24 protein-coding genes are annotated in these 23,139 nt (G+C 67.2%); 9 read left to right on the forward strand and 15 right to left on the reverse strand.

Annotation, left to right across the window (positions count from 1 at the left end):
* Positions 1–15 precede the first annotated feature (15 nt).
* On the reverse strand, positions 16–708 hold the full coding sequence (locus B5D62_RS29805; protein WP_085937736.1) for a hypothetical protein: 693 nt from the start codon (positions 706–708) through the stop codon (positions 16–18).
* A gap of 174 nt (positions 709–882) precedes the next feature.
* Here B5D62_RS29805 and B5D62_RS29815 point away from each other — a divergent pair, with 174 nt between their 5' ends.
* Entirely contained in the window at positions 883–1,218 is a 336-nt protein-coding gene (locus tag B5D62_RS29815; RefSeq protein ID WP_139374169.1) for a hypothetical protein, read from the forward strand.
* A gap of 55 nt (positions 1,219–1,273) precedes the next feature.
* Positions 1,274–1,696, forward strand: coding sequence for a hypothetical protein (locus B5D62_RS29820; protein ID WP_085937739.1), 423 nt, complete (start codon positions 1,274–1,276; stop codon positions 1,694–1,696).
* Positions 1,697–1,700: 4 nt separating this feature from the next.
* On the opposite strand, the gene B5D62_RS29825 is transcribed toward B5D62_RS29820, so the two are convergent.
* The gene (locus B5D62_RS29825; RefSeq protein ID WP_085937740.1) at positions 1,701–2,447 is read right to left on the reverse strand and encodes an alpha/beta fold hydrolase; all 747 of its coding nucleotides are present in this window, start codon (positions 2,445–2,447) and stop codon (positions 1,701–1,703) included.
* Positions 2,448–2,598: 151 nt separating this feature from the next.
* Here B5D62_RS29825 and B5D62_RS29830 point away from each other — a divergent pair, with 151 nt between their 5' ends.
* On the forward strand, positions 2,599–3,801 hold the full coding sequence (locus tag B5D62_RS29830) for an AI-2E family transporter (RefSeq protein WP_085937741.1): 1,203 nt from the start codon (positions 2,599–2,601) through the stop codon (positions 3,799–3,801).
* Here the strand turns inward: B5D62_RS29830 and B5D62_RS29835 are convergent.
* The 11 genes from B5D62_RS29835 to B5D62_RS29885 form a co-directional block, all read right to left on the reverse strand.
* On the reverse strand, positions 3,771–4,034 hold the full coding sequence (locus B5D62_RS29835; protein WP_085937742.1) for a hypothetical protein: 264 nt from the start codon (positions 4,032–4,034) through the stop codon (positions 3,771–3,773). The genes B5D62_RS29830 and B5D62_RS29835 overlap by 31 nt on opposite strands.
* A 94-nt stretch (positions 4,035–4,128) precedes the next feature.
* Complete coding sequence (locus B5D62_RS29840; protein ID WP_085937743.1) at positions 4,129–4,503, reverse strand: hypothetical protein; 375 nt, start codon at positions 4,501–4,503, stop codon at positions 4,129–4,131.
* Between the two features lie 70 nt (positions 4,504–4,573).
* Complete coding sequence (locus B5D62_RS29845) at positions 4,574–5,278, reverse strand: glutaredoxin family protein (protein WP_085937744.1); 705 nt, start codon at positions 5,276–5,278, stop codon at positions 4,574–4,576.
* 103 nt (positions 5,279–5,381) lie between these two features.
* Entirely contained in the window at positions 5,382–5,765 is a 384-nt protein-coding gene (locus B5D62_RS29850) for a VOC family protein (RefSeq protein WP_085937745.1), read from the reverse strand.
* Positions 5,766–5,783: 18 nt separating this feature from the next.
* Complete coding sequence (locus tag B5D62_RS29855; RefSeq protein WP_085937746.1) at positions 5,784–6,773, reverse strand: Bug family tripartite tricarboxylate transporter substrate binding protein; 990 nt, start codon at positions 6,771–6,773, stop codon at positions 5,784–5,786.
* Positions 6,774–6,883: 110 nt separating this feature from the next.
* On the reverse strand, positions 6,884–7,390 hold the full coding sequence (locus tag B5D62_RS29860) for a GNAT family N-acetyltransferase (protein ID WP_085937747.1): 507 nt from the start codon (positions 7,388–7,390) through the stop codon (positions 6,884–6,886).
* 90 nt (positions 7,391–7,480) lie between these two features.
* Positions 7,481–8,377: a LysR family transcriptional regulator gene (locus B5D62_RS29865; RefSeq protein ID WP_085937748.1), complete on the reverse strand. Its 897-nt coding sequence runs from the start codon at positions 8,375–8,377 to the stop codon at positions 7,481–7,483.
* A gap of 61 nt (positions 8,378–8,438) precedes the next feature.
* Entirely contained in the window at positions 8,439–9,311 is an 873-nt protein-coding gene (locus B5D62_RS29870) for an efflux RND transporter periplasmic adaptor subunit (RefSeq protein ID WP_085937749.1), read from the reverse strand.
* Positions 9,302–9,550: a DUF1656 domain-containing protein gene (locus B5D62_RS29875; protein WP_085937750.1), complete on the reverse strand. Its 249-nt coding sequence runs from the start codon at positions 9,548–9,550 to the stop codon at positions 9,302–9,304. The genes B5D62_RS29870 and B5D62_RS29875 overlap by 10 nt, the downstream gene beginning before the upstream one ends.
* A gap of 19 nt (positions 9,551–9,569) precedes the next feature.
* Positions 9,570–11,687 (reverse strand): FUSC family protein, encoded by a 2,118-nt coding sequence (locus tag B5D62_RS29880; protein ID WP_085937751.1) that lies wholly within the window; start codon positions 11,685–11,687, stop codon positions 9,570–9,572.
* Between the two features lie 103 nt (positions 11,688–11,790).
* Positions 11,791–15,372 carry an ABC transporter ATP-binding protein gene (locus tag B5D62_RS29885; RefSeq protein WP_085937752.1) on the reverse strand — a complete coding sequence of 1,194 codons (3,582 nt, stop codon included), beginning with the start codon at positions 15,370–15,372 and terminating at the stop codon, positions 11,791–11,793.
* A gap of 71 nt (positions 15,373–15,443) precedes the next feature.
* Here B5D62_RS29885 and B5D62_RS29890 point away from each other — a divergent pair, with 71 nt between their 5' ends.
* On the forward strand, positions 15,444–16,328 hold the full coding sequence (locus tag B5D62_RS29890) for a LysR family transcriptional regulator (RefSeq protein WP_170921224.1): 885 nt from the start codon (positions 15,444–15,446) through the stop codon (positions 16,326–16,328).
* Between the two features lie 200 nt (positions 16,329–16,528).
* Here B5D62_RS29890 and B5D62_RS29895 read toward each other — a convergent pair whose 3' ends face one another.
* Positions 16,529–17,077, reverse strand: a complete 549-nt coding sequence (locus B5D62_RS29895) for an REP-associated tyrosine transposase (RefSeq protein WP_085937754.1) — start codon at positions 17,075–17,077, stop codon at positions 16,529–16,531.
* A gap of 244 nt (positions 17,078–17,321) precedes the next feature.
* On the opposite strand from B5D62_RS29895, the gene B5D62_RS29900 reads away from it, so the two are divergent.
* The 5 genes from B5D62_RS29900 (at position 17,322) to B5D62_RS29920 (ending at position 22,417) form a co-directional block, all read left to right on the forward strand.
* Positions 17,322–18,512: a substrate-binding domain-containing protein gene (locus B5D62_RS29900; protein ID WP_085937755.1), complete on the forward strand. Its 1,191-nt coding sequence runs from the start codon at positions 17,322–17,324 to the stop codon at positions 18,510–18,512.
* 134 nt (positions 18,513–18,646) lie between these two features.
* A complete protein-coding gene (locus tag B5D62_RS29905; protein WP_085937756.1) occupies positions 18,647–19,396 on the forward strand; it encodes an ABC transporter ATP-binding protein in 750 nt (249 codons plus the stop codon).
* Positions 19,397–19,543: 147 nt separating this feature from the next.
* A complete protein-coding gene (locus B5D62_RS29910) occupies positions 19,544–20,266 on the forward strand; it encodes a branched-chain amino acid ABC transporter ATP-binding protein (RefSeq protein WP_231714990.1) in 723 nt (240 codons plus the stop codon).
* 97 nt (positions 20,267–20,363) lie between these two features.
* Positions 20,364–21,338 (forward strand): branched-chain amino acid ABC transporter permease, encoded by a 975-nt coding sequence (locus B5D62_RS29915; RefSeq protein ID WP_085937758.1) that lies wholly within the window; start codon positions 20,364–20,366, stop codon positions 21,336–21,338.
* A 5-nt stretch (positions 21,339–21,343) separates the two neighbouring features.
* Positions 21,344–22,417: a branched-chain amino acid ABC transporter permease gene (locus B5D62_RS29920; protein WP_085937759.1), complete on the forward strand. Its 1,074-nt coding sequence runs from the start codon at positions 21,344–21,346 to the stop codon at positions 22,415–22,417.
* Between the two features lie 21 nt (positions 22,418–22,438).
* On the opposite strand, the gene B5D62_RS29925 is transcribed toward B5D62_RS29920, so the two are convergent.
* Positions 22,439–23,125: a winged helix-turn-helix transcriptional regulator gene (locus tag B5D62_RS29925; protein ID WP_085937760.1), complete on the reverse strand. Its 687-nt coding sequence runs from the start codon at positions 23,123–23,125 to the stop codon at positions 22,439–22,441.
* Between the last annotated feature and the right edge of the window lie 14 nt (positions 23,126–23,139).

A 23,139-nucleotide genomic window follows, 5' to 3' on the forward strand; every position in this document is an offset into this window, starting at 1 on the left:
CGCGCGAGGCGTTGCCTAGCGCGCGACGACGAAACGCGAAAACGCACCGCGCTTGTCGGGCGGCAGCAGGGGCGGAGCGGCGTCGACCTTCAGCTCCATCTCGCAGCTCACCTCGTTGGAGAGCGAGGCGAAGTTGTTCAGCCGATCGAAGTCCGTCTTGGTGAAGCCGGCCTCGCGCATCATGTCGCCCATTTGCTGGCTCGTCGGCATGGCCTGCGGCTTGCCGCTCCGACCGCTGCGATAGGCGGCTTCCATGGCGACCAGGACATCCTTGAACAGACGCTGTGCCTCCGCATCGAGCTTGTCGGGCCGGCTGATGCCGCCCATGGAGAATTCACGACAGGCCGGTGGATCGGCCTTCTGCAGGTAATGCACCAGGGTCACGCGCGCCGCCATGGCGGCGACGACGCTGGCATCGTCGGCATGGCGCAGCACGGGCGCGATCACATCGCGACGCATTTCGCCCACCACCAGCAAGGCGCGCGACGGACCGCTGGTCGTTGGATTGCTCTGCTCCTCGCGCAGGGCTTGTCGGAACCGATCCTCGAGTTCGGGATGATCGTCGAGCGCCACGCCCACCAGCGGCATGTCACGCAGCTCGTCGAGCGCCCGCTCGGTCGGCGTGAACTTCCGATAGAAGGTATAGCCGCCGGCAACCAGGGCCGCGGCGAGGGTGACGACTAAGATCGTGAGGGTCGAGCGCTTCACGATGCAGCATTAGCAGAAGTCGAGGCGCGGAGGCCAGTATTCTGCATCGCCGAGGCAGAATTGCAGCCTGTGCTTGCCTGCACGGCCGCTGCTTTTCATAGTGCGCCGCCAATGCCGGTCCATCTCGAAGTCTTTCACCCAGATCGCATCGCTGTCGGAGTCGCGCGCGGAAACGTGTCGATCGACGAGTATCGTAAGTTCCTGATGGACATCGTCCAGGCCGGTATCCTGCACTATCGCAAGATCATCGACGCCACATCGGCCACCTCTTCGAGTATCGGCCGAGAGGAACTGCTGGCGATGGAGGAACGACTTTCCTCGCAGACGGCGGCGCACAATCTGCCGCGTGGGCCGCTGGCCATCGTCACGGCGCGGGAGCGTGGCGAGCTTGCGCTGATGTTCAAGGAGATGTCGTCGAAGGACCGTCCGGTCGAGGTTTTCCGCACCATCCGTGAGGCCCGCAAATGGCTGCTCGAGCAGCCTGTCACACAGCCGGAACCCAAATCCTGATATTCCCTTCGGCCGCCGCTTTCCACTCGATCCAGACCTGAGGTCTTGCGCATCCATGCCGGTTCATCTCGAATTCTTCCATCCCGATCGGATCGTCGTCGGCATCGGACGCGGCAACGTCACACTTGAAGAGTGTCGGGAGTTTGTGGCCGGTCTCGCGCGGGCAGGAGCCCTGCATTACCGAAAGATCATCGATGTCACGTCGGTCGTGCCCGCCGCTGTCGGGCCGGTGAATCTGATCGCCATCGAGCAGGTGCTGGCGGAGCATGCCAAGGAGCGCGGTCTCGTGCGCGGGCCGCTTGCCATCGTCGTGGAGCGCGGTCGCAGCGAGAACGCTGTTGCCTTCAAGGCGATGGCACCGGCGGATCGACCGATCGAGGTGTTCTATACCGTCCGCGAGGCACGCGACTGGCTGCTGCGGCAGCCGGTCACGCAGCCGGAACGCAAAGCGCCCGTCGCACCGCCCGTCACACAGTAAGCGCTCACGCTTTCGGTGTGTGCCTGTCGAGGAATGCGCGCACGCGCTTGATGGAATCGTCGAGATAGATCGGGCCGCGCCAGTCCTTCTGGATCTCGATATTGGGCGCAAGCGCGGCGATCTCCTCGCTGGTCTTGGCGGGATGCGGCTTGTCGGTGCCGGGTTGCAGCAGCAGCGGCGTACGGCACGCCTTCACGAAGTCGCGGCTGACCGAGAACACGAAGTCGCCGCCGAACATGTTGCGGCCGAAGGCGTCGATGGTTTCCTGGGGGATCGAGGGATCGCGCGCCCGTACCGTCTCGCCATAGCCCTTGATGGCGGCATCCCACACGTCGCGGTTCTCCCACAGGCCAATCGGGTTCTGCAGCACCGCCGCTGCCACGCGCGCGGGATGCTGTTCGATCGCCTCGAAGCAGTAGCTGGCGCCGATGCAGCCGCCCATGACGTGGAACCTGTCGAAGCCCAGATGATCCATCAGGGCAAAGTGATCTTCGGCGAAGGTGTGCCAGCCATGATCGGGCTGGACGTCGGCAACCGACTTGCCGGCGTTGCGCTGGTCCATGCCGACCACCGTGAACCTGTCGGCCAGCGCGATCATCGGATTCATCCAGGCCGCCGGCTGTTTGGGATCGGCCGGACTGGCTTTCCAGTAATTCAGCTGCGAGCGCAGGCCGCCCGGCGCGAACAGCAGGATCGGAAAACCTTCGCCATGGACTTCATAGTAGAGCTCCGCGTCCGCACGCTTGAACATCGGCACGGCTTCCTCCCTCGGCTGCGGCCGCGGCAGTAAAGCCGAACCGCTTCCGCCGGGCAAAGACAAAGCCGGGTGGCGGTGCGGTGCGACCCGGGGGCGCAACGATCGTGCCGGCGCGGCGTTCACACCGTTCACGAGGTGATGGACCGTGGATGCAAGGGCAGAAGCCGGCAAATCGGCCGGGTACAGGGGGGCCGGGCTCCATCGTCCGCTGATCGTGCTGGCCGTCTGCGGCGTGGGAGCGATCGGCTATTTCGCCCGTGACTTCCTGATTCCCACGGCGGCCGCCGTCGTTCTGGCGCTGCTACTGACGCCGGTCGCCAACGCGCTCGAGCGCATCCGCATTCCGGGCACTGCGGCAGCGGCCTTATCGGTCCTGTTCCTCGCGTTGCTCGTCGCCGGCCTGTTGTCGCTGGCGATTCCCTCCATTGCCGACTGGGTGCAGCAGGCGCCTCTGCTGACCTACAAGCTGGAACGCAAGCTGGAAGGGCTGCGGCAATCGCTCGCCTTCATGCAGGACCTGACCGCGCGGGTCGAGGAGGCCGCGACCGCGACAGCGAATCGTGTCGCCGAGCCGGCAGAGAAGGTCGTGATGCGCGACCACTCGCTGCTCAGCCAACTCGCCAGCACGACGCCGCTGGTCGTGCTGCAGATCGCCTATGCCGGCGTGCTCGCCTTCATGCTGCTGGCCCACCGCAACACGCATCGCCGTCAGATCCTGCGCATTCCCGGCAGCTTCTCGACGCGGGTGCGGCTGGCCCGCGTCATGCGCGACATCAACGAACGCGTCGGCTACTACCTCTTCTCGCTGGCCGTGATCTATGCGGTGGTGGCGGTGCTGGCGAGTGTCGGCCTGGCCTTGCTCGGCCTGCCCAACGCGGTGATGTGGGGCGCCTTCATGGGCCTCGCCTCGTTCGTGCCGTTCGTCGGTCCACCGGCGCTGATCGCCGTGGTGACCGTCGTGGCGCTGCTGACCTTTCAGGATTGGCAGCGCGTCGTTGCCGTGCCGGCCTTGCTGACCGTGATCCACTTCACGGAATCCCAACTCGCGACTCCGACCTTCGTCAGCCGGCGGTGCGCCCTCAACACCGTGGCCGTGTTCGTGGCGATCGGCCTGTTGGGATGGATGTGGGGGCCGATCGGCGCCATCGTCGCGGTGCCGTTGCTGATCCTGATCAGCACCATCTCGGCCCATATCCCGGCCATGCATTGGCTAGAGGTGCTGCTGGCGGACGATCAGCCGGTCAGTCCGCGCCACGCGAAGCCGCCGCTGTCTGCACCGCCGTGGCGTCCGCCTCGTCAGCCGGTACGGCCGGCGCGTCAACGGCGGCGTCTGCTCGCGGCGAAGTAAAGACTGAGACCCAAAAGAGCGTAAAAGACGCCGATGATGGCCCAGGCGCCGGCCGGATCGAGCTGGCGCTCCAGAAGAGTGAGGGCGGCGTAGCTGAAGCACAGCACGGCCACGACCCCGCCGAGGAATGCAGCCAAGGTCAGCATCGCCCGCGCGGCGACTTCACCCGCCGCTGCCCGGAGAGAGCCGGCGGCGAGCGTCGTGGTGGCGAGCCGGAGGATGGGGCCAATCATGGCAAGCGGTTCCCCCGGGTCGGCTCCCGGCTCGGCGGCCGCGACGGAAGATCCGGTTCTAGCGACCGCGCGGGAGGCCGGGCGCGAGGCCCGGCTATTGCCGCCGACAAAGGTACCCCGCGAGGAAGCCGATGCCGACGATGGCGGCCAGCGTTCCCACCGGGCGATTCTGGACGTTGTCGACCAGCGAATCCTTGGCCTTGTCGCGCAGTTCCGCCGACTTCCGGGCCAGGGCCTCCATGGTCTCGCGGGCGCTGTCGCCGTACTCGTCGACGAACTCCTGCGCCGCCTGGATCGCATTGTCGATCGCCTGCTTGCTCTTGCCCTCGATCGTGCTCATCGCTCGGCTGACGCCGTCGCTGGCTTCCGCTTCGAGCGCGGTCGACAGTTTCTGCAACTGCGCCTTGAGCGCGTTGATCTCCTTGACCAGATCCTTGCTGGACTGACCAGCCAAGCCATTGGCGCGCATGGTGTTCTCCGGGCTGCGAGGTGAATTCCTGCGCAGTAAACGCCGTCCGGAGGCTGAGGTTTCCGCGCGTCTAGCCGTCCCAGACGTTCTGCGGCATCGGCAGCTTGGCGAAGTCGGCCTCGACCAGCGGCCGGTGATGGGCGACGCCTTCCTTCTCAAGCAGCATCATGTACTGACGCACATGCTGGCCGGAGTGCCAGGTGGTTCGCTCCAGCAACTCGTGCAGGGACTGCGGACCATAATAGGTCTGCAGCGTCTTGCCCGGCGATGCATCGCCCTTGGCCCGCCAGTCGCGGAAACGCTGCCGGACCTTTTCGCCATAGGCGACCAGGGCGGCCGTGTCGGCATCGGCCGCCGGCTCCTCGCGGAACATGGCCTGGACGAGGGGAATGCCCTCGTTGGTGCCAAGGAAAGCATCGACGACGCGGAAGAGATGGAACCCCAGCGTGCGATAGCTGCGCGGGCGGCCAGGGACATGGGTGCCGAGCCGGTCATAGGGCATCAGCGGAATGAGCTCGAGGGCGGCGCCCATGAACTTGTCGACGCGCTGGCACAGCTCGTCGACCGAAAGCTGCGGCCCGGATTTCTCGGCGAGCCCCAGGAAGTCGACGATCTGCTTGGTGCTCTGGCCGAACACGAACTTGTCGCCGCGCGCCAGCACCGGCACCGAGCGCACGCCAAGCCGCTGCAGCTCGGCCATGCCGTCCGGATCTTCAAGAACATTCACGGATACGAAGTCGATCCCACGGACCGATAGAAACTCTTTGAGTCTCAAACAGCTGGTTCAACCAGGCTGCCAGAACACCTTCAACGGCGGCATGCTTTACTCCCTAAACTTGGCGCGACCCTACGCGCTGTCACCGGAGCCAACAAGCACCTCACACGGCTTTGTGACAGACGATGCAGACCTTGTTGCCATCGGGGTCTCTGACATAAGCGCCGTAATAGTTCGGATGATAATGCGGGCGCAGGCCGGGCTTGCCTTCATCGTGGCCGCCGTGAGCGAGGGCTGCGGCATGAGCGGCATCGACCGCACTGCGATCCGACGCCTCGAGGCCGATCGTGATGCCGTTGCCGACGGTGGCTGGCTTACGGTCGAGCGGACGCACGATCCACAATTGCGGCCGACTGTTCGGAGAGCCGTATGCCGCCGCTTCCGGATGATCGGCAAGACGCGTCAGGCCGAGCGCCACGCCGACGGCATCGTAGAAGGCTTTGGCCCGAGCGATATCGTTGCTGCCGACGGTAAGGTGACTGAACATCGATGGTGACACCTTGATTCAGTTGGCGGGCGTGCCGCCGAGGGACGTCACCAGATCGTGCCAGCGCTTGAGATGGGTCGCAATCAGGGCGACGGTTTCCTCGGGCGTCGAGGTCTGCACCTCGAGCCCGAACTGGGCGAGCTGTTCGGAGACGTCGGACGACTGGATCGTCGTCACCAGAACACGATTCCATTCCAGGATCACGCGCGCCGGCACCATCGGCGCACTGAAGAAGCCGTACCACTCGACGATCTCGAGTTCGGGATGGCCGACGTCGCGCACGACGGGAATGTTCGGGGCGACGGCGAGTCGATTGTGGCCGGAGATGGCGAGGATGCGGATCTGCTTGCCGCGATAGGCGGCCAGGAAGGAGGGCACACCGGCGAAGCCGGCCGGAATGAGTCCCTCGCTCATGTCATGGATGAGGGACCCGGCGCCGCGGAACGGCACGCCCGTCAGCTTGACGCCGAACTCGCGGCTGAACAGGCGGATATAGAAGTCGAGGGTGAGATCGGCCGCCGTGGTTCCGACCTTTCCGCGTTGCTGCGGATCGCCCTTCACCCAGTCGATATATTCGGCCACCGTCTGGGCCGGAGTCGTCGGCGAGACGGCAAAGGCACCCTGGAAGGTGCCCACCTCGGTGATCGGCGTGATGTCGATCAGCGGATCGAAGGGAAAGCCCGGCGTGACGACGCGCGCCGCCAGCGTCGTTGACGGCATGAGGGCGATCAGCGATCCGTCGCTGGGACCGTTCTTCAGGATCTCGCCCGCCGTCGCGCCAGTGGCGCCCGGCTTGTTCTCCACCACGATGCGCTGGCTGATCCGGCGTTGCAGTTGCGCCGCGATCAGGCGCGCCATCAGGTCCGTGCCGCCGCCGGCAGCGAAGCCGACGACGATGCGCAGTGGCTTGTCGGGAAGGATGCCCTGGCCGTGGGCGAGCGCCGGCAGGATTGCCGGCGCGGCGCCGAGCCAGGCGACGGATTGGCGACGGGATAGCGTGAACGGCATCGTTTCCCCAACGGATAGGCGCGATGGACCGACGGCTTCTTATGACAAAGGATGCCGCAGGTGTTGGGGAGGGGACAAGCGAGGTTTGCAGCCGATTCGGCTGCAAAATACTAGAGGGTGCGCTGCATCAGCACTGTATCGACCCATTGCCCGTGCTTGAAGCCGACGCGCTCGAGCGTGCCGATCATCCGGAAGCCGCAACTGCGATGCAGCGCGATCGATCCGGCATTGCCGCTGTTGCCGATCACGGCCAGCATCTGCTGCCACGGCCCGCGCGTGCAGCGCTCGATCAGCTCGGCGAGCAGGAGCTTGCCGATGCCGCGTCCGCGCATCGCATCGTCGATATAGACCGAGTTCTCCACCGTGTAGCGATAGGCCGGTCGCGGCCGGTAGGAGCCGGCATAGCTGTAGCCGGCAACGCGCCCCTCGGTCTCGGCCACGATGTAGGGCAGGCCGAGATCGAGCACCTTGCGCCAGCGCGACAGCATCTCCTCGTGCGAGGGCGCCTCCTCCTCGAAGGAGGCGAGGCCGTGCCTGACATGATGACCGTAAATGGAAGTGATCGCCTCGAAGTCGGCTTCGGCGGCGTCGCGGAGGGTAATGGAGGACGTACTCATACTCGCTGGAAATCTACGCCCTCGCCCGCCTCACGCACAGGCGCGCGCCGTTATGACTTTCATAAGCGAAAGCGCTGTCAGGCCCACCTATCAGGCTCGCAGGCGGGCGGCGCGGCGCAACGCCGCCACCGTCTCGCGCAGCCCCTTGTGCAAGGGCTTGTCGCGCCTCAGCACGAGACCGATCTTGCGGCTGAGTCGCGGTGACAGCGACTGCACGACGAGATTGGGTGACTTGTAGGGGCCTTCCACCGCCATGCGCGGAACGATGCCGCAGCCCAGCCCGGCATCGACCAGTTCCTTGATCGCCTCGACGCTGCCCAGCTCCATGGCCGGCTTCACGGTGAAGCCGCCGGCGGCGAACCAGTCGTCGACGATACGCCGCGTCTGCGAGCCCGATTCGTGCAGCACGATCGGATGGCGGATGAGCACGTCGGGCGTCACCGCCTTGGGCAGCGTGATGCCCTTGCGCGGCGACAGCACGACGAATTCGTCGTCGAACATCGGCGTCACGTCGAACATGCGGCCGATCGCTGGCAGGGTGACGAGGCCGATATCGATCGTGTTCTCCTCGACCTGCTTCAGCACGTCGGGCGAATTGCCGGTGTTGACGTAGATCTCGAGGCCGGGGAACTGGCGCCGCAGTTCACGCAGGATCGGCGGCAGGAAATGGATGCAGGCGGTGGCACCGGTGCCGATGCGCACGCGGCTCATCGTACCCGCTGCATAGGGCGCCAGTGCTTCCTCGGTGGCCGCGACGGCCTCGGCGATCCTTCGGGCGTGCAGCAGTAGCTCGGTGCCGGCTGGCGTCGGCGCGGCCCGCTTGCCGACCCGCTCGATCAGCCGCACGCCCAGCCGCTTCTCGAGCTGGCGGATCTGCAGGCTGACCGCCGGTTGCGTCAGGTCGAGCCGGTCGGCGGCGGCGGAAAAACTGCCGAGCTCGACCACATGCTTGAACGTGTCGAGCTGGTCGAGATTGAGGCCGCGCATGCCTAACAATAGCTTATGAGCCTACCGCTTTGCCAAAGAATTGCTGATAGGATGCCGCGTGTCAGGGAGCACGGGACTGGTCGACCACCACCGTGCAGGTGAGTCCGGCGACGAGTTGCACGCCGGGCGGGACGGACTCGATCTTGATGCGCACGGGGATGCGCTGTGCCAGCCGGATCCAGTCGAAGGCCGGATTGACGTTGGCGAGCAGGCCATTGGCGGCGCTGCCATCGGCGATGGCGCGGCTGACGCCCTCGACCGTGCCGCCGATCTCTGCCCCGCCCGCCATCAGCCGCACCCGCGCCTTCGCGCCGGTGCGGATGGCCGGCAACTTGGTCTCCATGAAGTAGGCGTAGACATAGAAGGAGTCGCTGTCGACCAGGGCCAGCACGCCCTGGCCGGTGGTGGCGTAATTGCCGACGGTGGCCGTGAGGTTGGTGACGTAGCCGTTGACCGGCGCGCGCACCTCGGTGCGGGTGAGGTTGATGCGGGCGGTGGCGAGATTGGCCTCGGCCTGCTGCAGCTCGGCCAGGGCTTCCTGGGCCAGTGCCGAGGTCCGCTCGGAGACTGCCGCCGAGACCGCGCCGGTGAGGCCGAGCTTGGCGTCGCGCTCGGCATCGTCCTGTGCCAGCTTCAGCGCCTCCTTGCGCATCAGCACGATCGCCTCGGCCTGTTCGACGGCGATCTTGAAGCGTTCGCGGTCGATCACGAACAGGACGTCGCCCTTGTGAACGACCTGGTTGTCGATGACGTTGATGGTGCGGATCAGGCCCGACACGTCGGGCGCCACCTCGACGACATTGGCGCGCACCCGCGCATCCTGGGTCCAGGGCGACTGGGTATAGAAGTCCCATAGCCGCCAGCCGATGAACACCGCGGCGGCGGCCACCGCCACGGTCACGACGATGCCGACGAGGTTGCGCGTCACAGCCATCCCGCGCTCCCGCCCAGCACGATGCCGCCCAGGATCACCACATAAAGCGCCATGCCGAACAGCGCGCGATGCCAGACGAAGCGGTAGAGCCGGGTCGCCGCCAGCAGCCAGTGCAGCGCGATGAAGACGAGCAGGGCCAGCAGCGCCCACGCCATCAGGGCGGGCACGTAGAAGCCGAGAAGGGAGAGATCCTCCACGCGGCTGATGGCGGAGAGGCTGACGGAGGGCGGCGGAAGCATGGGCTCGATGTCGCTCTGATCAGGGGTTGAAGGTGCGTAGCAGGAAAGGGCGATCGGTGTCGAAGCGATCCGCCACGAAGCGCAGCGAGGCGGCCGCCCGCACCGCGCTGCCGGCCTGTGGCGAGCCGGGCGGCACGGCCAGCGCCGCCAGCCTGTCATGCAGCGTGCGCGTCGCCGCCGCGATTTCGGCCAGGCGGGCGGCGCGATCGCGCGCGGTGGGCAGTGTCTCGTAGAAGCCGGCCATCAGGACCAGCCACGGCTGCAGCGCCTCGGCAATCGCCGGCGGCGTGAGGGGATCGCGCGCCAGGCCGCCGAGTCGTGCCAGCTCGACGCCGTTGGAGGCGGCGCCGAGACAGCCGCGCAACAGCTCCTCTTCGCGCGGCCGCGTGAGATCGAGGCGCGGCAGCAGGCCCGCCAGAATGCTCAACACCGCGCGGGCCGGCTGCAGTCCCAGCAGCGCGCCGCGGGCGGCGTCTGCCAGCGTTGCCAGCACCCGGCGCCAGGCGCGGCGACGGATCACTTCGGGCGACACGGGCAGCAGGCCCTGCGCGGCAATCAGGCAGGCGAGCATGCCCAGGATCAATCCCAGCGCATTGTTGACGTATTGCTGCGGCACCGGCTGGAACTGATTGCCGGTGATGAGCTCGGAGATGAAGAAGACACCGAAGCCGACGCCGGCCATGGTGTAGCGCGGCGTCGCCATCGCCAGTCCGGCGGGATAGAGCACGAGCGCCAGGAAGACAGCGAGGCCGGTGAAGTCGTCGAGCAGCGGCAGCACGGTCGCGGTGGCCGCCAGCGCGAGGACGAGGGCGAAGGTGACGGCCGCAATGTACGGCCGCGCCAGCTTGCCCGGGTCGTCCTGGTTGACGACGCAGAAAAGCACCACGACCAGGCCGACGATCGAGGAGAAGCCCGCTTCCCATGCGGTCGCGATCCAGAACAGCGTGACGACCAGCAGCGCCAGCGCCGCCCGGACCGACTGCAGGATCGCCTCGGTGAGGCCGAACGGCGACGGCACCGCATGCGGTCGGGGCTGGCGCCGCCGGCGACGGTTCACGGCGAAGCTCGCCACCATCACCATCGACAGACGATGCACCATGTCGCCGGTGCGGCTGATCACCAGCAGCGCATTGGCGAGTTCGTCGAAGGGCACGGATCCCGCCATGGCGATTAGCGCCGTACGGGCCTGGAGCAGGGCACGGCGGGCGCGCAGGAGATCGCGACGGAGCGCCTGCGGATCGCCCAACGCCACGCGCGTCTCGGCCGACACCGCCCGCAGGACGGCCGCGACCTTGGCCAGCGTGTTGCCGACATGGTCGAGCACCGGCCCGGAGGGCTGTTGCCGCAGGCCCTGCAGCCGCACGTAGAGGCTGCGCGTGATTGCCAGCACGCCGAGGAAATCGCGCACGACGTGACGCAGCGCGCTGTCGTCGGCACGCAGCTCCATTGCCTCGAAGGTGGCGTAGGAGCGCAGCGCGTCGAACTTGGCGACCTCCTCGATCATGCGCTGGCGCGTGACCGCCAGCTCCTCGGGCGGCGTGGTGGGATCGAGGGTGCGGGCGGCGTAGGCGGCGAGGCCGGAGAAGGTGGCGCCGACCGAGCGGTGCAGCACGTCGCCGGCATAGACCGGCTTGATCAGCAAGGTGACGACGGTCGAGCAGCCGATGCCGATCAGGATCTCGATGGTCCGGTGCAGCGCCACTGCCCAGCCGGCATCCGGCGCGGTGATGGACTGGAAGCCGACCAGCAGGCCGGAAAAGCCGGCCAGCAGGCAGCCATAGGCGACGAAGTTGCGCGCCTGCATGGCGCCGAACACCGTCGCCCCCAGCCACAGCACCATCATGCCCACGAAGGCGGCCGGCGCCTCGGCGTAGAGGGACAGCGCGAACAGTCCGAACAGCGAGCCGATGACGGTGCCGATCGCACGGTAGGCGCTCTTGGCCACGACGGCGCCCGCGGTCGGCTGGATCACCAGGCAGGCGCTCAGCGCGGCCCATTGCGGATTGTCGACCTGCAGCCAGAAGGCGACCGCCAGCGAGGCGATGACCGCCACCACCATGCGCAGCGCAAAAAGGTGCTTGGTCCAGTCGATGCGGATCGGCAGGACCAGGGAAACGGCCGGACTCGATGACGACACGGGCGCGAGAGTGGTCTGTTGCCGCGGTGCAAGTCAATGCGATCCAGGCCGGCATTCGCGAGGCGTTGCCGTGCGGATCGCGGGCTTCCTGCCCGCGCCTTCGTTACGACGCGGCCGGCGCGTAGGCGACGGCGAGCTGGCGCGAGACCAGGCGGGCATAGAGGCCGCCGCGGGCCAGCAGTTCCGCGTGGCTGCCGGTCTCGGCGACGCGGCCCTCGTCGAGCACCACGATCAGGTCGGCATCGCGCACGGTCGAGAGGCGATGGGCGATGACGATGGTGGTGCGGTCGGCCTGCAGGAGATCGAGGGCGCGGCGCACCGCCTGCTCGTTGACCGCGTCGAGATGCGAGGTCGCCTCGTCGAGGATCAGGATCGGCGCATCCTTGAGGAAGGCGCGGGCGATGGCGACGCGCTGGCGCTGGCCGCCACTCAGGCTGGTGCCGCGCTCGCCGACCGGCGAGTCGAGCCCGTCCGGCAGCGTCGCCACCAGCTCCGATAGCGAGGCGTGCTCGATGGCGGCGTTCAGCTCCACCTCCGTTGCCTCGGGCCGCGCGATCAGGATGTTGGCGCGCAGCGTGTCGTTGAAGAGATAGGTGTCCTGCGCCACCAGGGCGATGAGCTGGCGTAGCGCATCGAGCTTGTAGTCGCGCAGATCGGCGCCGTTCAGCACGATGCGGCCCGACTGCGGATCCCAGAAGCGCATCAGCAGTTGCGCCGTCGTCGTCTTGCCGGCGCCCGAGGTGCCGACCAGCGCCACCGTCTTGCCGGCGGGGATGACGAAGCTCACATCGCTCAGCGCCCGCCGCGTCTGGCCGGGATAGGTGAAGTTCACCTTTTCCAGCGCCAGCGCCGCTGGACCTTTCTTCGGCGGCACGCCCGCACCATCGCGCACGGGAATCGGCTCGTTGGCCAGCGCATAGATGCGGCGCGTGGCGCCCAGCGTGTCGGCAAGCTGGCGGCCGATCTGCGCGATCTCCGACACCGGCAGGAACGCCGCCATGGCGATGATGGTCAGCAGCGGCAGCAGGCCCGGATCGATCGCGCCGGTGCTGGACAGGATGGCGCCGGTGACGACGACCGATAGTCCGCCGAGGCCGGTCATCACTTCGAGCAGGCTCTGCTGCAGGGTCAGCTCGCGGAAGAAGGGCAGGCGCAACCCGATGTGATGCTGCGAGAGTTGGTCGAGGCGGTCGCCGCGCCGACGCTCCTGCTGGAAGGCGACGATCTCACCTAGGCCCTGGACGGAGTCGACGGCGAAGGCGCCCAGCTCGCCCGCCGCCTCGCGTGCCTGCGAGCCCAGCGTATCGACGCGCTTGCGCATCAGGAACGGACTCAAGCCGACGGCGAGCAGGAAGGGCAGCAGCGCCAGCGCCAGCCAGCCGCTGGTGGTGGCCAGCGCGATGACGACGCCGGCCGGCACCAGGATGGCGACGAAGGCCGGCGCCACGGTGTGGGCGAAGAAGTACTCGACCAGCTCGATATCGTGCGTGGCGAGCGCCATCAGGTCACCGGTGCGCCGACGCACGAGATAGGCGGGCGCCAGCGCCTCCAGCTTGCGGAAGGCATCGATGCGCATCTCGGCCAGCAGGCGGAACGCCATGTCGTGCGCGAGCCACGATTCGAACCAGTGCAGGATGCCCGACAGCGGCGCCACGAGGGCGAGCGCGATGGCGAGGCCGCGATAGGGCTCGTGATGCTTCAGCGCCAGCACGATCAGCGCCGACAATACGCCGACACCGATGAAGGCCAGCACGCGCAGCACGCCGAGCACGAAGGTGGCCGTGAGCTTGCCCTTCCACGGCACCACCAGCTTCATCAGCGTGGCGACGACCTGATACCAGGTCAGCCCTTCGGCCTTGATGATGCCTTCGGTCGGGGTAGGGCCGAGTGCCAGCTCTTCTTGGGAGTGCGCCACTCCAGTGGCGCTCATTTCTTGAAGCGTGACTGGAGTAGCGCGCTCCCCTGAGTGAGCCTGCTCCGCCATCAGCGCCGCATAGGTGCCACCGCGCGCCATCAGCGCCGCATGCTTGCCTTCCTCGGCAACGCGGCCGCCATCGAGCACGAGAATGCGGTCGCAATCGATCACGCTCGACAGGCGATGGGCGAGGATCAGCGTGGTACGGCCGCGCATCAGCCGGTCGAGCGCCTCCTGGATCACGGCTTCGTTCTCGGCATCGACCGCCGACAGCGCCTCGTCGAGCACCAGGATCGGCGTGTCGCGCAGCAGGGCGCGCGCGATGGCGAGACGCTGGCGCTGGCCACCCGAGAGCTTGATGCCCTTTTCGCCGATCACCGTCGCATAGCCCTGCGGCAGGCTCCGGATGAAATCGTGGATGTTGGCGCTGCGCGCCGCCTCCTCGATCTGGTCCTGCGTCGCGTCGGGTCGACCCAGCCGCAGGTTCTCCTCGACCGTGCCATGGAACAGGAACGTGTCCTGGTTCACGACCGAGATCAGCGAGCGGATCTGCGCGAAGGAGAGCGTGCGCAGATCGTGCCCGCCCAGGGTGATGCGGCCGTCATCGGGATCGTAGAAGCGCAGCAGCAGGCGGACGATCGACGACTTGCCGCCGCCCGACGGCCCGACGAGACCCAGCCGCTCGCCCGCCTCGGCGCGGAAGGACAGGCCGTTGTGGATGGTGCGCCGCGTGCCGGGATAGGCGAAGCGCACGTCCTCGAAGGCGATCACGGGCGCGAGATGCTTGTCGAGCGGCGCCGGCGGCGCGTCGGCCACGGCCGGCTGGTCGTCGAGGATCTTGTAGACGCCCTGGGCGGCGGAGAGGCCGACCATGCCCTGATGCAGCACCGTGCGCAGCTCGCGCATGGGCCGGAAGATCTCGACCCCCAGCATCAGGATCACCAGCAGCGCCGACAGCGTCATGGCGCCCGACTCGACGCGCGAGGCGCCGTAGATCAGCGCCGCCGCCGCGCCGCAGGCGATCGCCGTATCGGTGATGCCGCGGGCCAGCGAGTTGGTGCCCAGCACCCACATGGTACGCCGGAAGAGATCGCGTGCCTCGCTCTCGAGCTTGTCGGCGCGCGCCTTGCCCTGGCCGAAGGCCTTGAGCGTAGCGAGACCCTGGATCGAATCGAGGAACTCGGCGGCGAAGCTCGCATAGGACTTCTGCCGGAACATCGAGTTGCGCACGTCCCATTTGTGCCACAGCGCCGGCGCGAACAGGGCGACGAGGGCGGCGGCCAGCATCACCAGCGCCACCGGCAGATCGATGCAGGCCACGACGGCGAAGATCAGCAGCGGCGACAGCAGCGCGATCAGGAACTGCGGCAGGAACTGGCCGAAATAGGTTTCGAGCTGCTCGACGCCGTCGATCATCGACAGGGTGAGGCCGCCCGAGCGCTGGCGGCCGACCGTGCCCGGCCCGAGGCTGGCGATCTTGTCGTAGAGGGTCCGCCGCAGCGTCTTCTGCACCCGCGCCGCCGTCTCGTGGGCCACCACGGCGCGCCAATGCTCGGTCGCGCCGCGCAGTACCATCACCAGCGCGATCAGCAGGATCGGCAGGATCAGAGCCGAGGGCTCGCGGCCGGCGAAGACCTGGCCGATCAGCCAGCCCAGCAGGCCAAGGCGCGCCACGCCGAGACCGACGGAGAGGAGTCCGAGCAGCACGGCGGCGGCGATGCGGCCACGCACGCCCTTGGTGAAGACGAGGAGACGCGGTTCGATGTGCATGGGCAAATGCTAGGGCGAACATTCCTATTCGTCAGTCCACAAATCGGAAAAGCCGCTGTACAAATATGTACATGGCTCCGAGCTGGGACGACCTGCGTATTTTCCTTACCCTGGCGCGCGAGGGCACGCTGACCACGGCAGCCAAGGCGCTGGGCGTCAGCCATCCCACCGTGGCGCGGCGCGTCCAGGCGCTGGAGCAGCAGATCGGCGCACGCCTGTTCGAGCGCCTGCCGGATCGGTTCGTTCCGACCGGTGCCGGCGAGGAGCTGCTGGGCGATGCCGAGGTGATGGAGCGGGCGGCCCTGTCGATCGACCGCCGCAGCGCCGGCCTCTCCGACACGGTGAGCGGCGTGGTGCGGCTGTCGGCGGGCGAGGCGATGGCGGCTTTTCTCGCGCGGCATCTGCCGGAGCTGCGCCGGAAGCTGAACCAGATCGAATTCGAACTGACGGCCAGCCACACGCTCGCCAATCTGTCGCGCCGCGAGGCCGATCTGCTGATCCGCGAGCAGGTACCCGATCTCGCCGGCATCGTCGCGCGCAAGCTCGGCCGCGTCGCCTATGCGATCTATGCCCATCCCGACCTCGCCATCGCCCGCGCGACACCGGCAGCGCTCAAGGCGGTGCCGTGGATCGGCTTCGACGACGATCACGTCTACATGCCGGGGCAACGGTGGCTGCAGCAGAAGCTCGACGGCGCGCGGCCGGCAATCCGTGGCAACGACTGGCTGGTGCTGCACGAGGCGGCACGCGCCGGCGCGGGCTTCGCGATCCTGCCCTGTTATCTCGGCGATCCCGACCCGGGCCTGCGCCGCGTCGGCACCGTCATTCCCGAGGTCTTTGCCGACCAGTGGCTCCTGGTCCACCGCGACCTGCGCGCCTTGCCCCGCGTCCGCGCCGTCATGGACGCCGTCATCGACCTCTTCCATCGCCAGCGCGCGTTGCTGGAGGGACGATAACACTTCGCGTTCTTGCCTGCGTCATACGCAAGAAAGATCGCGCCACTGGAGTGGCGCGCCCCCAGCAGCCTGGCGCCTACTGGGTGCCAGTCCTGGGATGCCATCCTTGTGGATCAGCGTATGACGCATGATGGGTGTCGCGCATCCCGGCAGTGCTGGGGGCGCACCACTCCAGTGGCGCGTCATGCGCTGGATCGACATCATGTCCCTTTGAATCGGGCGCTCCCGTAAGGCCAGAGGTGAGCCTCGGCGACCAGTCCGGCTTTGACTGGGTTATCGTCGATGTAATGCTCGGCCGCATGGAAATGTGCTTTGTTCCGGATGAAGCGATCCCAGTACTCGGTTTGCCAGAAGATGCCCGTCCGTCCGATCCGTTCATTCGCCTTGCGTGCCGTGAAGCGCTTCCACGACCCGACGATTGTGCCCAGGGACGCATCGTTCTTCATGCTGAACAGCACATGGACGTGGTTCGGCATGATCGTCCAGGCGTGGAGGTGATAACGGATCTCATCGAATTGAAGCAGCGCGCCTTCGACCAATCGTGCGACCGACTCGCTCCTCAGCCAACAGGCGCCCAGACCCTGGTCCAGAAACGCGTGGCGCAAGGTTTCAGGTCGCTCGGCCCGCTGCAGCCGGTCGAGAACCTGCCTGGGAAGGCTGTCGGCAAGGCGGAACGTGACGAACTGGGTGACCTCTGGCGAGTCGAAGTGGGGAAGGTAATTGCGCGAGTGCCAGCCCTTGTTCGCCATATCGCACGGTACTGGGACAGGAGATGACGCGCCACTCCACGACGCTGAGGTCAGGCCGCTGGGGGCGCGCGACTCCCGTCGCGCGTCATGCGCCGGATCGAGGAAAAGATCGCGCCACACGAGCGGAGCCTCGCTCCGCTCGTGGAGTGGCGCGCCCCCGGCGAGGGGAGGGCGGCAATTCCGCACCATGGCGCGAGGCGCGATCATCGATTAGAAAGGCGGCCTGACTTGGGGAGGTAAAACAATGTTGCGTCGTACAGTGCTTGCCGCCGCCGGCCTGCTGGTGGCCGGAACGGCCGCCGCCGAGGACAAGCCGATCAAGATCGCGCTGATCTACGGCAAGACCGGTCCGCTGGAGCCCTATGCGCGTCAGACCGAGGCCGGCTTCATGCTGGGCCTGGAATACGCGACCAAGGGCACGATGATGATCGACGGTCGCAAGATCGAGGTCATCCTCAAGGACGACCAGCTCAAGCCGGACATGGGCAAGGCGGCGCTGGAGCAGGCCTATGCCGACGACAAGGTCGACATCGCGGTCGGCACGACGGGCTCGCCGGTCACGCTCGCCATGCTGCCGGTCGCCGAGGAATACAAGAAGATCCTGATCGTCGAGCCGGCCGTGGCCGACCAGATCACGGGCGACAAGTGGAACCGCTACATCTTCCGCACCGCGCGCAACTCCTCGCAGGATGCGCTGGCGGCCGCCGCGACCTTGAAGGATCCCGACATCAGCATCGCCACGCTGGCGCAGGACAATGCCTTCGGCAAGGACGGCATCGCCTCGCTCAAGGAAGCGCTGACGGCCGTCGGCTCCAAGGCAAAGGTCGTGCACGAGGAATACACGCCGGCGCAGACGACGGACTTCACCGCCGCCGGTCAGCGCCTGTTCGACTCGCTGAAGGACAAGCCCGGCCGCAAGGTCATCGCCGTGGTGTGGGCCGGCGCGCATCCGCTCCCGAAGCTGATGGACCTCAAGCCGGAGCGCTACGGCATCGAGATCGCGCCGGGCGGCAACATCCTGCCGGTGATGGCGGGCTGGAAGCAGTTCCCGGGCCTCGAGGGCGCCATCTACTACTACTGGGGCTTCCCCAAGAACCCGGTCAACGACTGGCTGGTGAGCGAATACAAGAAGAAGAACAACGGCGCGCCGCCGGACTTCTTCGTCGCCGGTGGCATGAGCGCGGCGATGGCGGTGGTGCAGGCGATCCAGAAGGCCAAGTCGACCGACACGGAGAAGCTGATCGCCGCCATGGAAGGCATGGAGTTCGACACGCCCAAGGGCAAGATGACCTTCCGCAAGGAGGACCATCAGGCGCTGCAGGCCATGTACCAGTGGCGCATGAAGAAGGATCCGCCGGACAACTACGACCTGCTCGAGCTCGTGCGCGAGATTCCCGCGTCCGAGATGAACCTGCCGATCAAGAACAAGCGATAGAGGCATCCTCCTGCCTCCTCACCTGGCCTCTCCCCGTCGCGGGCGAGAGGAACACGAGGAGGGGACGCTCCCTTCTTTCTCCTCTCCCCCGCCAGGGGGAGAGGCGGGGTGAGGGGGCGAAGCAGACGCCACCGATGCTCGAAACCCAGGACCTCACCATCCGCTTCGGCGGCCATGCGGCCGTCAACGGCGTCACCTGCGCCTTCCAGCCGGGAACGCTGACCTCGATCGTCGGCCCAAACGGGGCCGGCAAGACGACCTATTTCAACCTGATCTCGGGTCAGCTTCCCGCCACCGCCGGCAAGGTGAGGCTGAACGGCCACGACATCACCGGCTATGGCGCGCCGCATCGCGCCCGACTGGGGCTCGGCCGCGCCTTCCAGCTCACCAATCTCTTTCCCAATCTGACGACGCTCGAGAACGTGCGGCTCGCCGTGCAGGTCAAGAGCGGCAAGGGACTCGACCTGTTCAGCCGTGCCTCCACCCATCGCGAGCTGACCGACCGTGCGCGCGAGCATCTCGCCGCCGTCTCGCTGACCGACCGCGCCGACACCGTTGCGGCCACGCTGCCGCACGGCGATCAGCGCAAGCTCGAGGTTGCGATCCTGCTGGCGCTGGAGCCCGACATCTTCATGTTCGACGAGCCGACCGCGGGCATGAGCATCGACGAAGTGCCGACCGTGCTCGCCATCATCGCCGCCATCAAGAAGCGCGGCGACAAGACCATCCTGCTGGTCGAGCACAAGATGGACGTGGTGCGCTCGCTGTCCGACCGCATCGTCGTGCTGCACCAGGGCAAGCTCGTGGCCGACGGCAACCCCAACGAGATCATCAACTCCGACATCGTGCGCGAGGCCTATCTCGGCGGAGCGGCCCATGCGTGAGCCCGCGCTTCTTCTCCCTCCCCATTCAAATGGGGAGGTGCCCGCAGGGCGGAGGGGTCATCGAACGGAAAGACTGCCTGCGGCGCTCATGACCTCTCCGTCTGCGTATGACGCCGCCACCTCCCCATTTGAATGGGGAGGGAGTTCGTGACCGCACTCCTCTCGCTGCGCGGCGTGAAGACCAACATCGGCCGCTATCACATCCTGCATGGCGTCGAGTTCGACGTGCCCGAGGGTGGACTGACCATGCTGCTGGGGCGCAACGGCGCCGGCAAGACGACGACGCTGCGCACCATCATGGGCCTGTGGCGCGCGCATGCCGGCGAGATCCGTTTCGACGGCAAGGACATCACGGCCCTGGCCACGCCCGACATCGCCCGCCTCGGCATCGCCTACGTGCCCGAGAGTATGGCGATCTTCGGCGACCTCACGGTGCAGGAGAACCTGATCCTGGCGGCGCGCTCCGGCCCGTTCGACCAGAAGCGGCTCGACTGGATCTTCGCCCGCTTCGAGGCGCTCAAGCGCTTCTGGACCTTGCCGGCCGGACATCTGTCGGGCGGGCAGAAGCAGATGCTGGCGGTGGCCCGCGCCATCATCGAGCCGCGCCGCCTGCTGCTGATCGACGAACCGACCAAGGGGCTGGCGCCGGCCATCATCGCCAACATGATCGAGGCCTTTCGCGAACTGAAGGACGGCGAGGCGACGCTCCTGGTGGTGGAGCAGAACTTCTTCTTTGCCCGCGAGCTCGGCGACAACGTCGCGGTCATGGACGACGGCAAGGTCGCCCATTGCGGCGGCATGGCCGCCTTCGCCGCCGATACGGCCCTGCAACAGCACCTGCTGGGCCTCGGCATGGGAGAGCATCAATGAGTCTCATCGGAGCGCGCCACTCTAGTGGCGCTCATCTCATGAATCCGATGCGCCACACGGGCGGAGTGTCGTTCCGCTTGTGGAGTGGCACGCTCCCATGAAGCGCGACCTCGTTCCCCTGCTGCTGGCGCCTCTGCTGATCGCTGTCGCGTTCCCGTTCGTGGGTTCGGCGGCGAGCTGGGTCACGTTGACTGTCGCCGGCCTCGCCATGGGGCTGATGATCTTCGTGATGGCCTCCGGCCTCACCCTGACCTTCGGCCTGATGGACGTGCTGAATTTCGGCCACGGCGCCTTCATCGCCGTCGGCGCCTTCGTCGCCGCCTCGGTGATGCTGGCGCTGGGACCATGGATGTCGGCCGAGTCGCTGGCGCTCAACCTTGCCGCCGTCGCGCCGGCGATCCTCGCCGCCATGGTGGTGAGCGGCGTGCTGGGGCTGGCCTTCGAACGGGTGATCGTGCGGCCGGTCTACGGCCAGCACCTCAAGCAGATCCTGGTCACGACCGGCGGCCTGATCGTGGCCGAGCAGCTCATCAAGGTCGTATGGGGACCGGAGCAGATCACGCTGACGCGGCCAGCGGCGCTGCGCGGCGCCTTCCTGTTGGGCGACGTGGCGATCGAAAAGTACCGTGTGCTGGCCGTCGTGGTCGGGCTCGTGGTGTTCGCGGTGCTGGCGCTGACCCTCAACCGCACCCGCATCGGCCTGCTGATCCGCGCCGGCGTCGAGAACGGCGAGATGGTCGAGTCGCTGGGCTATCGCATCCGCCGCCTGTTCGTGGGCGTGTTCGTGGTCGGCTCGGCGCTGGCCGGGCTGGGCGGCGCGATGTGGGGCCTCTACCAGGAGACGGTGACGGCAGGCATCGGCGGGCAGGTCATCGTGCTGGTCTTCATCGTCATCATCATCGGCGGGCTGGGCTCCGTCGGCGGCTGCTTCGTCGGCGCCCTGCTGGTCGGATTGACGGCCAACTACATCGGCTTCTTGGCGCCCAAGGTGGCGCTCGGCTCCAACATCCTGCTGATGGCGCTGATCCTGCTGTGGCGCCCGCAGGGCCTCTATCCCGTGGCGAAGAGGTGAGGGCCATGCTGCGCTCTCTTCTCTCCGACGATCTGCCGCGCAGCCGCTGGCTCAGTCTGGCGCTGCTGGTGATCCTGGTCGGGCTTGCGGTCGCGCCGTTCGCCTTCCCCGGTGCCAAGTCGCTGAACGTGGCGGCCAAGATCTGCGTCTTCATTGTGCTGGCGGCGAGCTTCGATCTGCTACTGGGCTATACCGGCATCGTTTCCTTCGCCCACACGATGTTCTTCGGCATCGGCGCCTACGGCATCGCCATCGCGCTCACCCGCCTGGGCGTGAAGGGGCCGGGCGGCGGCTGGGAGGCGATCGCCGTCGGCCTCGTCGCCGCGCTCGTCCTGGCGGTCGCGCTGGCGGCGCTGATCGGGCTGTTCTCCCTGCGCGTGCGCACGATCTTCTTCGCCATGATCACGCTCGCCGTAGCGAGCGCCTTCGCCATCCTGGCCTCGCAGCTCTCGGACATCACCGGTGGCGAGGACGGTCTCAACTACCGCCTGCCGGAGATGCTGCGGCCGTCCTTCTCGCTGGTCGACGACAAGCTGTTCGGCATCAGCCTCAACGGCCGCCTGCTCGATTATTATTTGGTCTATGTCGTGTCGCTGGTCCTGGTGCTGGGGCTGCTGCGCATCGTCAACTCGCCGTTCGGCAGCGTGCTGATGGCGATCCGCGAGAACCCGTTCCGCGCCGAGGCGATCGGCTACCGCACCGTGGTCTACCGCACGATGGCGAGCTGCATCGCCGCCGCGGTCGCGGCGCTGGCGGGCGCGCTTCTGGCGCTGTGGTCGAGCCAGGCCAGCCCCGACACCACGCTCTCCTTCGACATCATGGTCGACCTGCTGCTGATGGTCGTGATCGGCGGCATGGGGACCATCTACGGTGCCGCCATCGGCGCGGTGCTGCTGGTGTTCGCGCAGAACTACCTGCAGGACCTGCTGGTCGTGCTCAACAAGGCGATGGCGGGCGTGCCGGTGCTCGCCAACCTGTTCCATCCCGACCGCTGGCTGCTGTGGCTCGGCGTCGCCTTCATCCTCTGCGTCTACTTCTTCCCCACCGGCATCGTCGGCCGCCTGCGCCAGAAGCGCTGATCGGCCCCGCCAGCGGACCGGTCACGGCTCGAACCGCTTGGGCAGCGGGAACAGGGTCACGAAACGCTGCGCAAGCCGGCGGTCGCCGGAAATCCGAAGAGCGCCCTCGGCCTCCAACCGCGCCAAAGGCACCTTGCCGTACACCGCGGCGCCCAGCGCCATGGGCGTTCCGGCAAAGCGCACGCGCGGGTCGGGCGGATCGCCCTGGGTGACCGAAAGGCCGCTGCCGGTGAGATGGGCGCCATAGACGTCGTCGCCAAACTGGAAGCCGAGACAGGCATCGAGATCGCCGCAGCGGCCGCGGTCGAGCATGGTCCGGAAGGATAGCAGGAGCGAGACGCCGCTGATCGGGCGGCCGGGATCGTGGCTGGGGGAGCGCGCTGCCCAGCGTCCCATGGCCGAGGTGATCGGCTCGGCTTCGTATCCCCATTCCGTCAGCTCATAGACCGGCGTCGCGGCGGGGGGCGGCAGCCTGGTCTTCACCAGGACCTTGCGCCGCTCCAGGTCGGCCAGGCGCTGCGTGAGAATGCTGGCGCTGATCCCCGGCAGGTCGGCGCGCAATTGCGAGAAGCGCCGAGGACCCAGCATCAGCTCGCGCATGATCAGGAGCGCCCAGCGATCGCCGAAGATCTCCAGCGCGTGCGCCGTGCCGCAGGCATCGTCGTAACGGCTCGGGCCACCGGCTTTGGTCTTCTTTTTCAACTTCATGGTTGTTTTTTCCA

It is taken from the genome of Enhydrobacter aerosaccus, from assembly GCF_900167455.1.
GTDB classification, from domain to species: domain Bacteria; phylum Pseudomonadota; class Alphaproteobacteria; order Reyranellales; family Reyranellaceae; genus Reyranella; species Reyranella aerosaccus.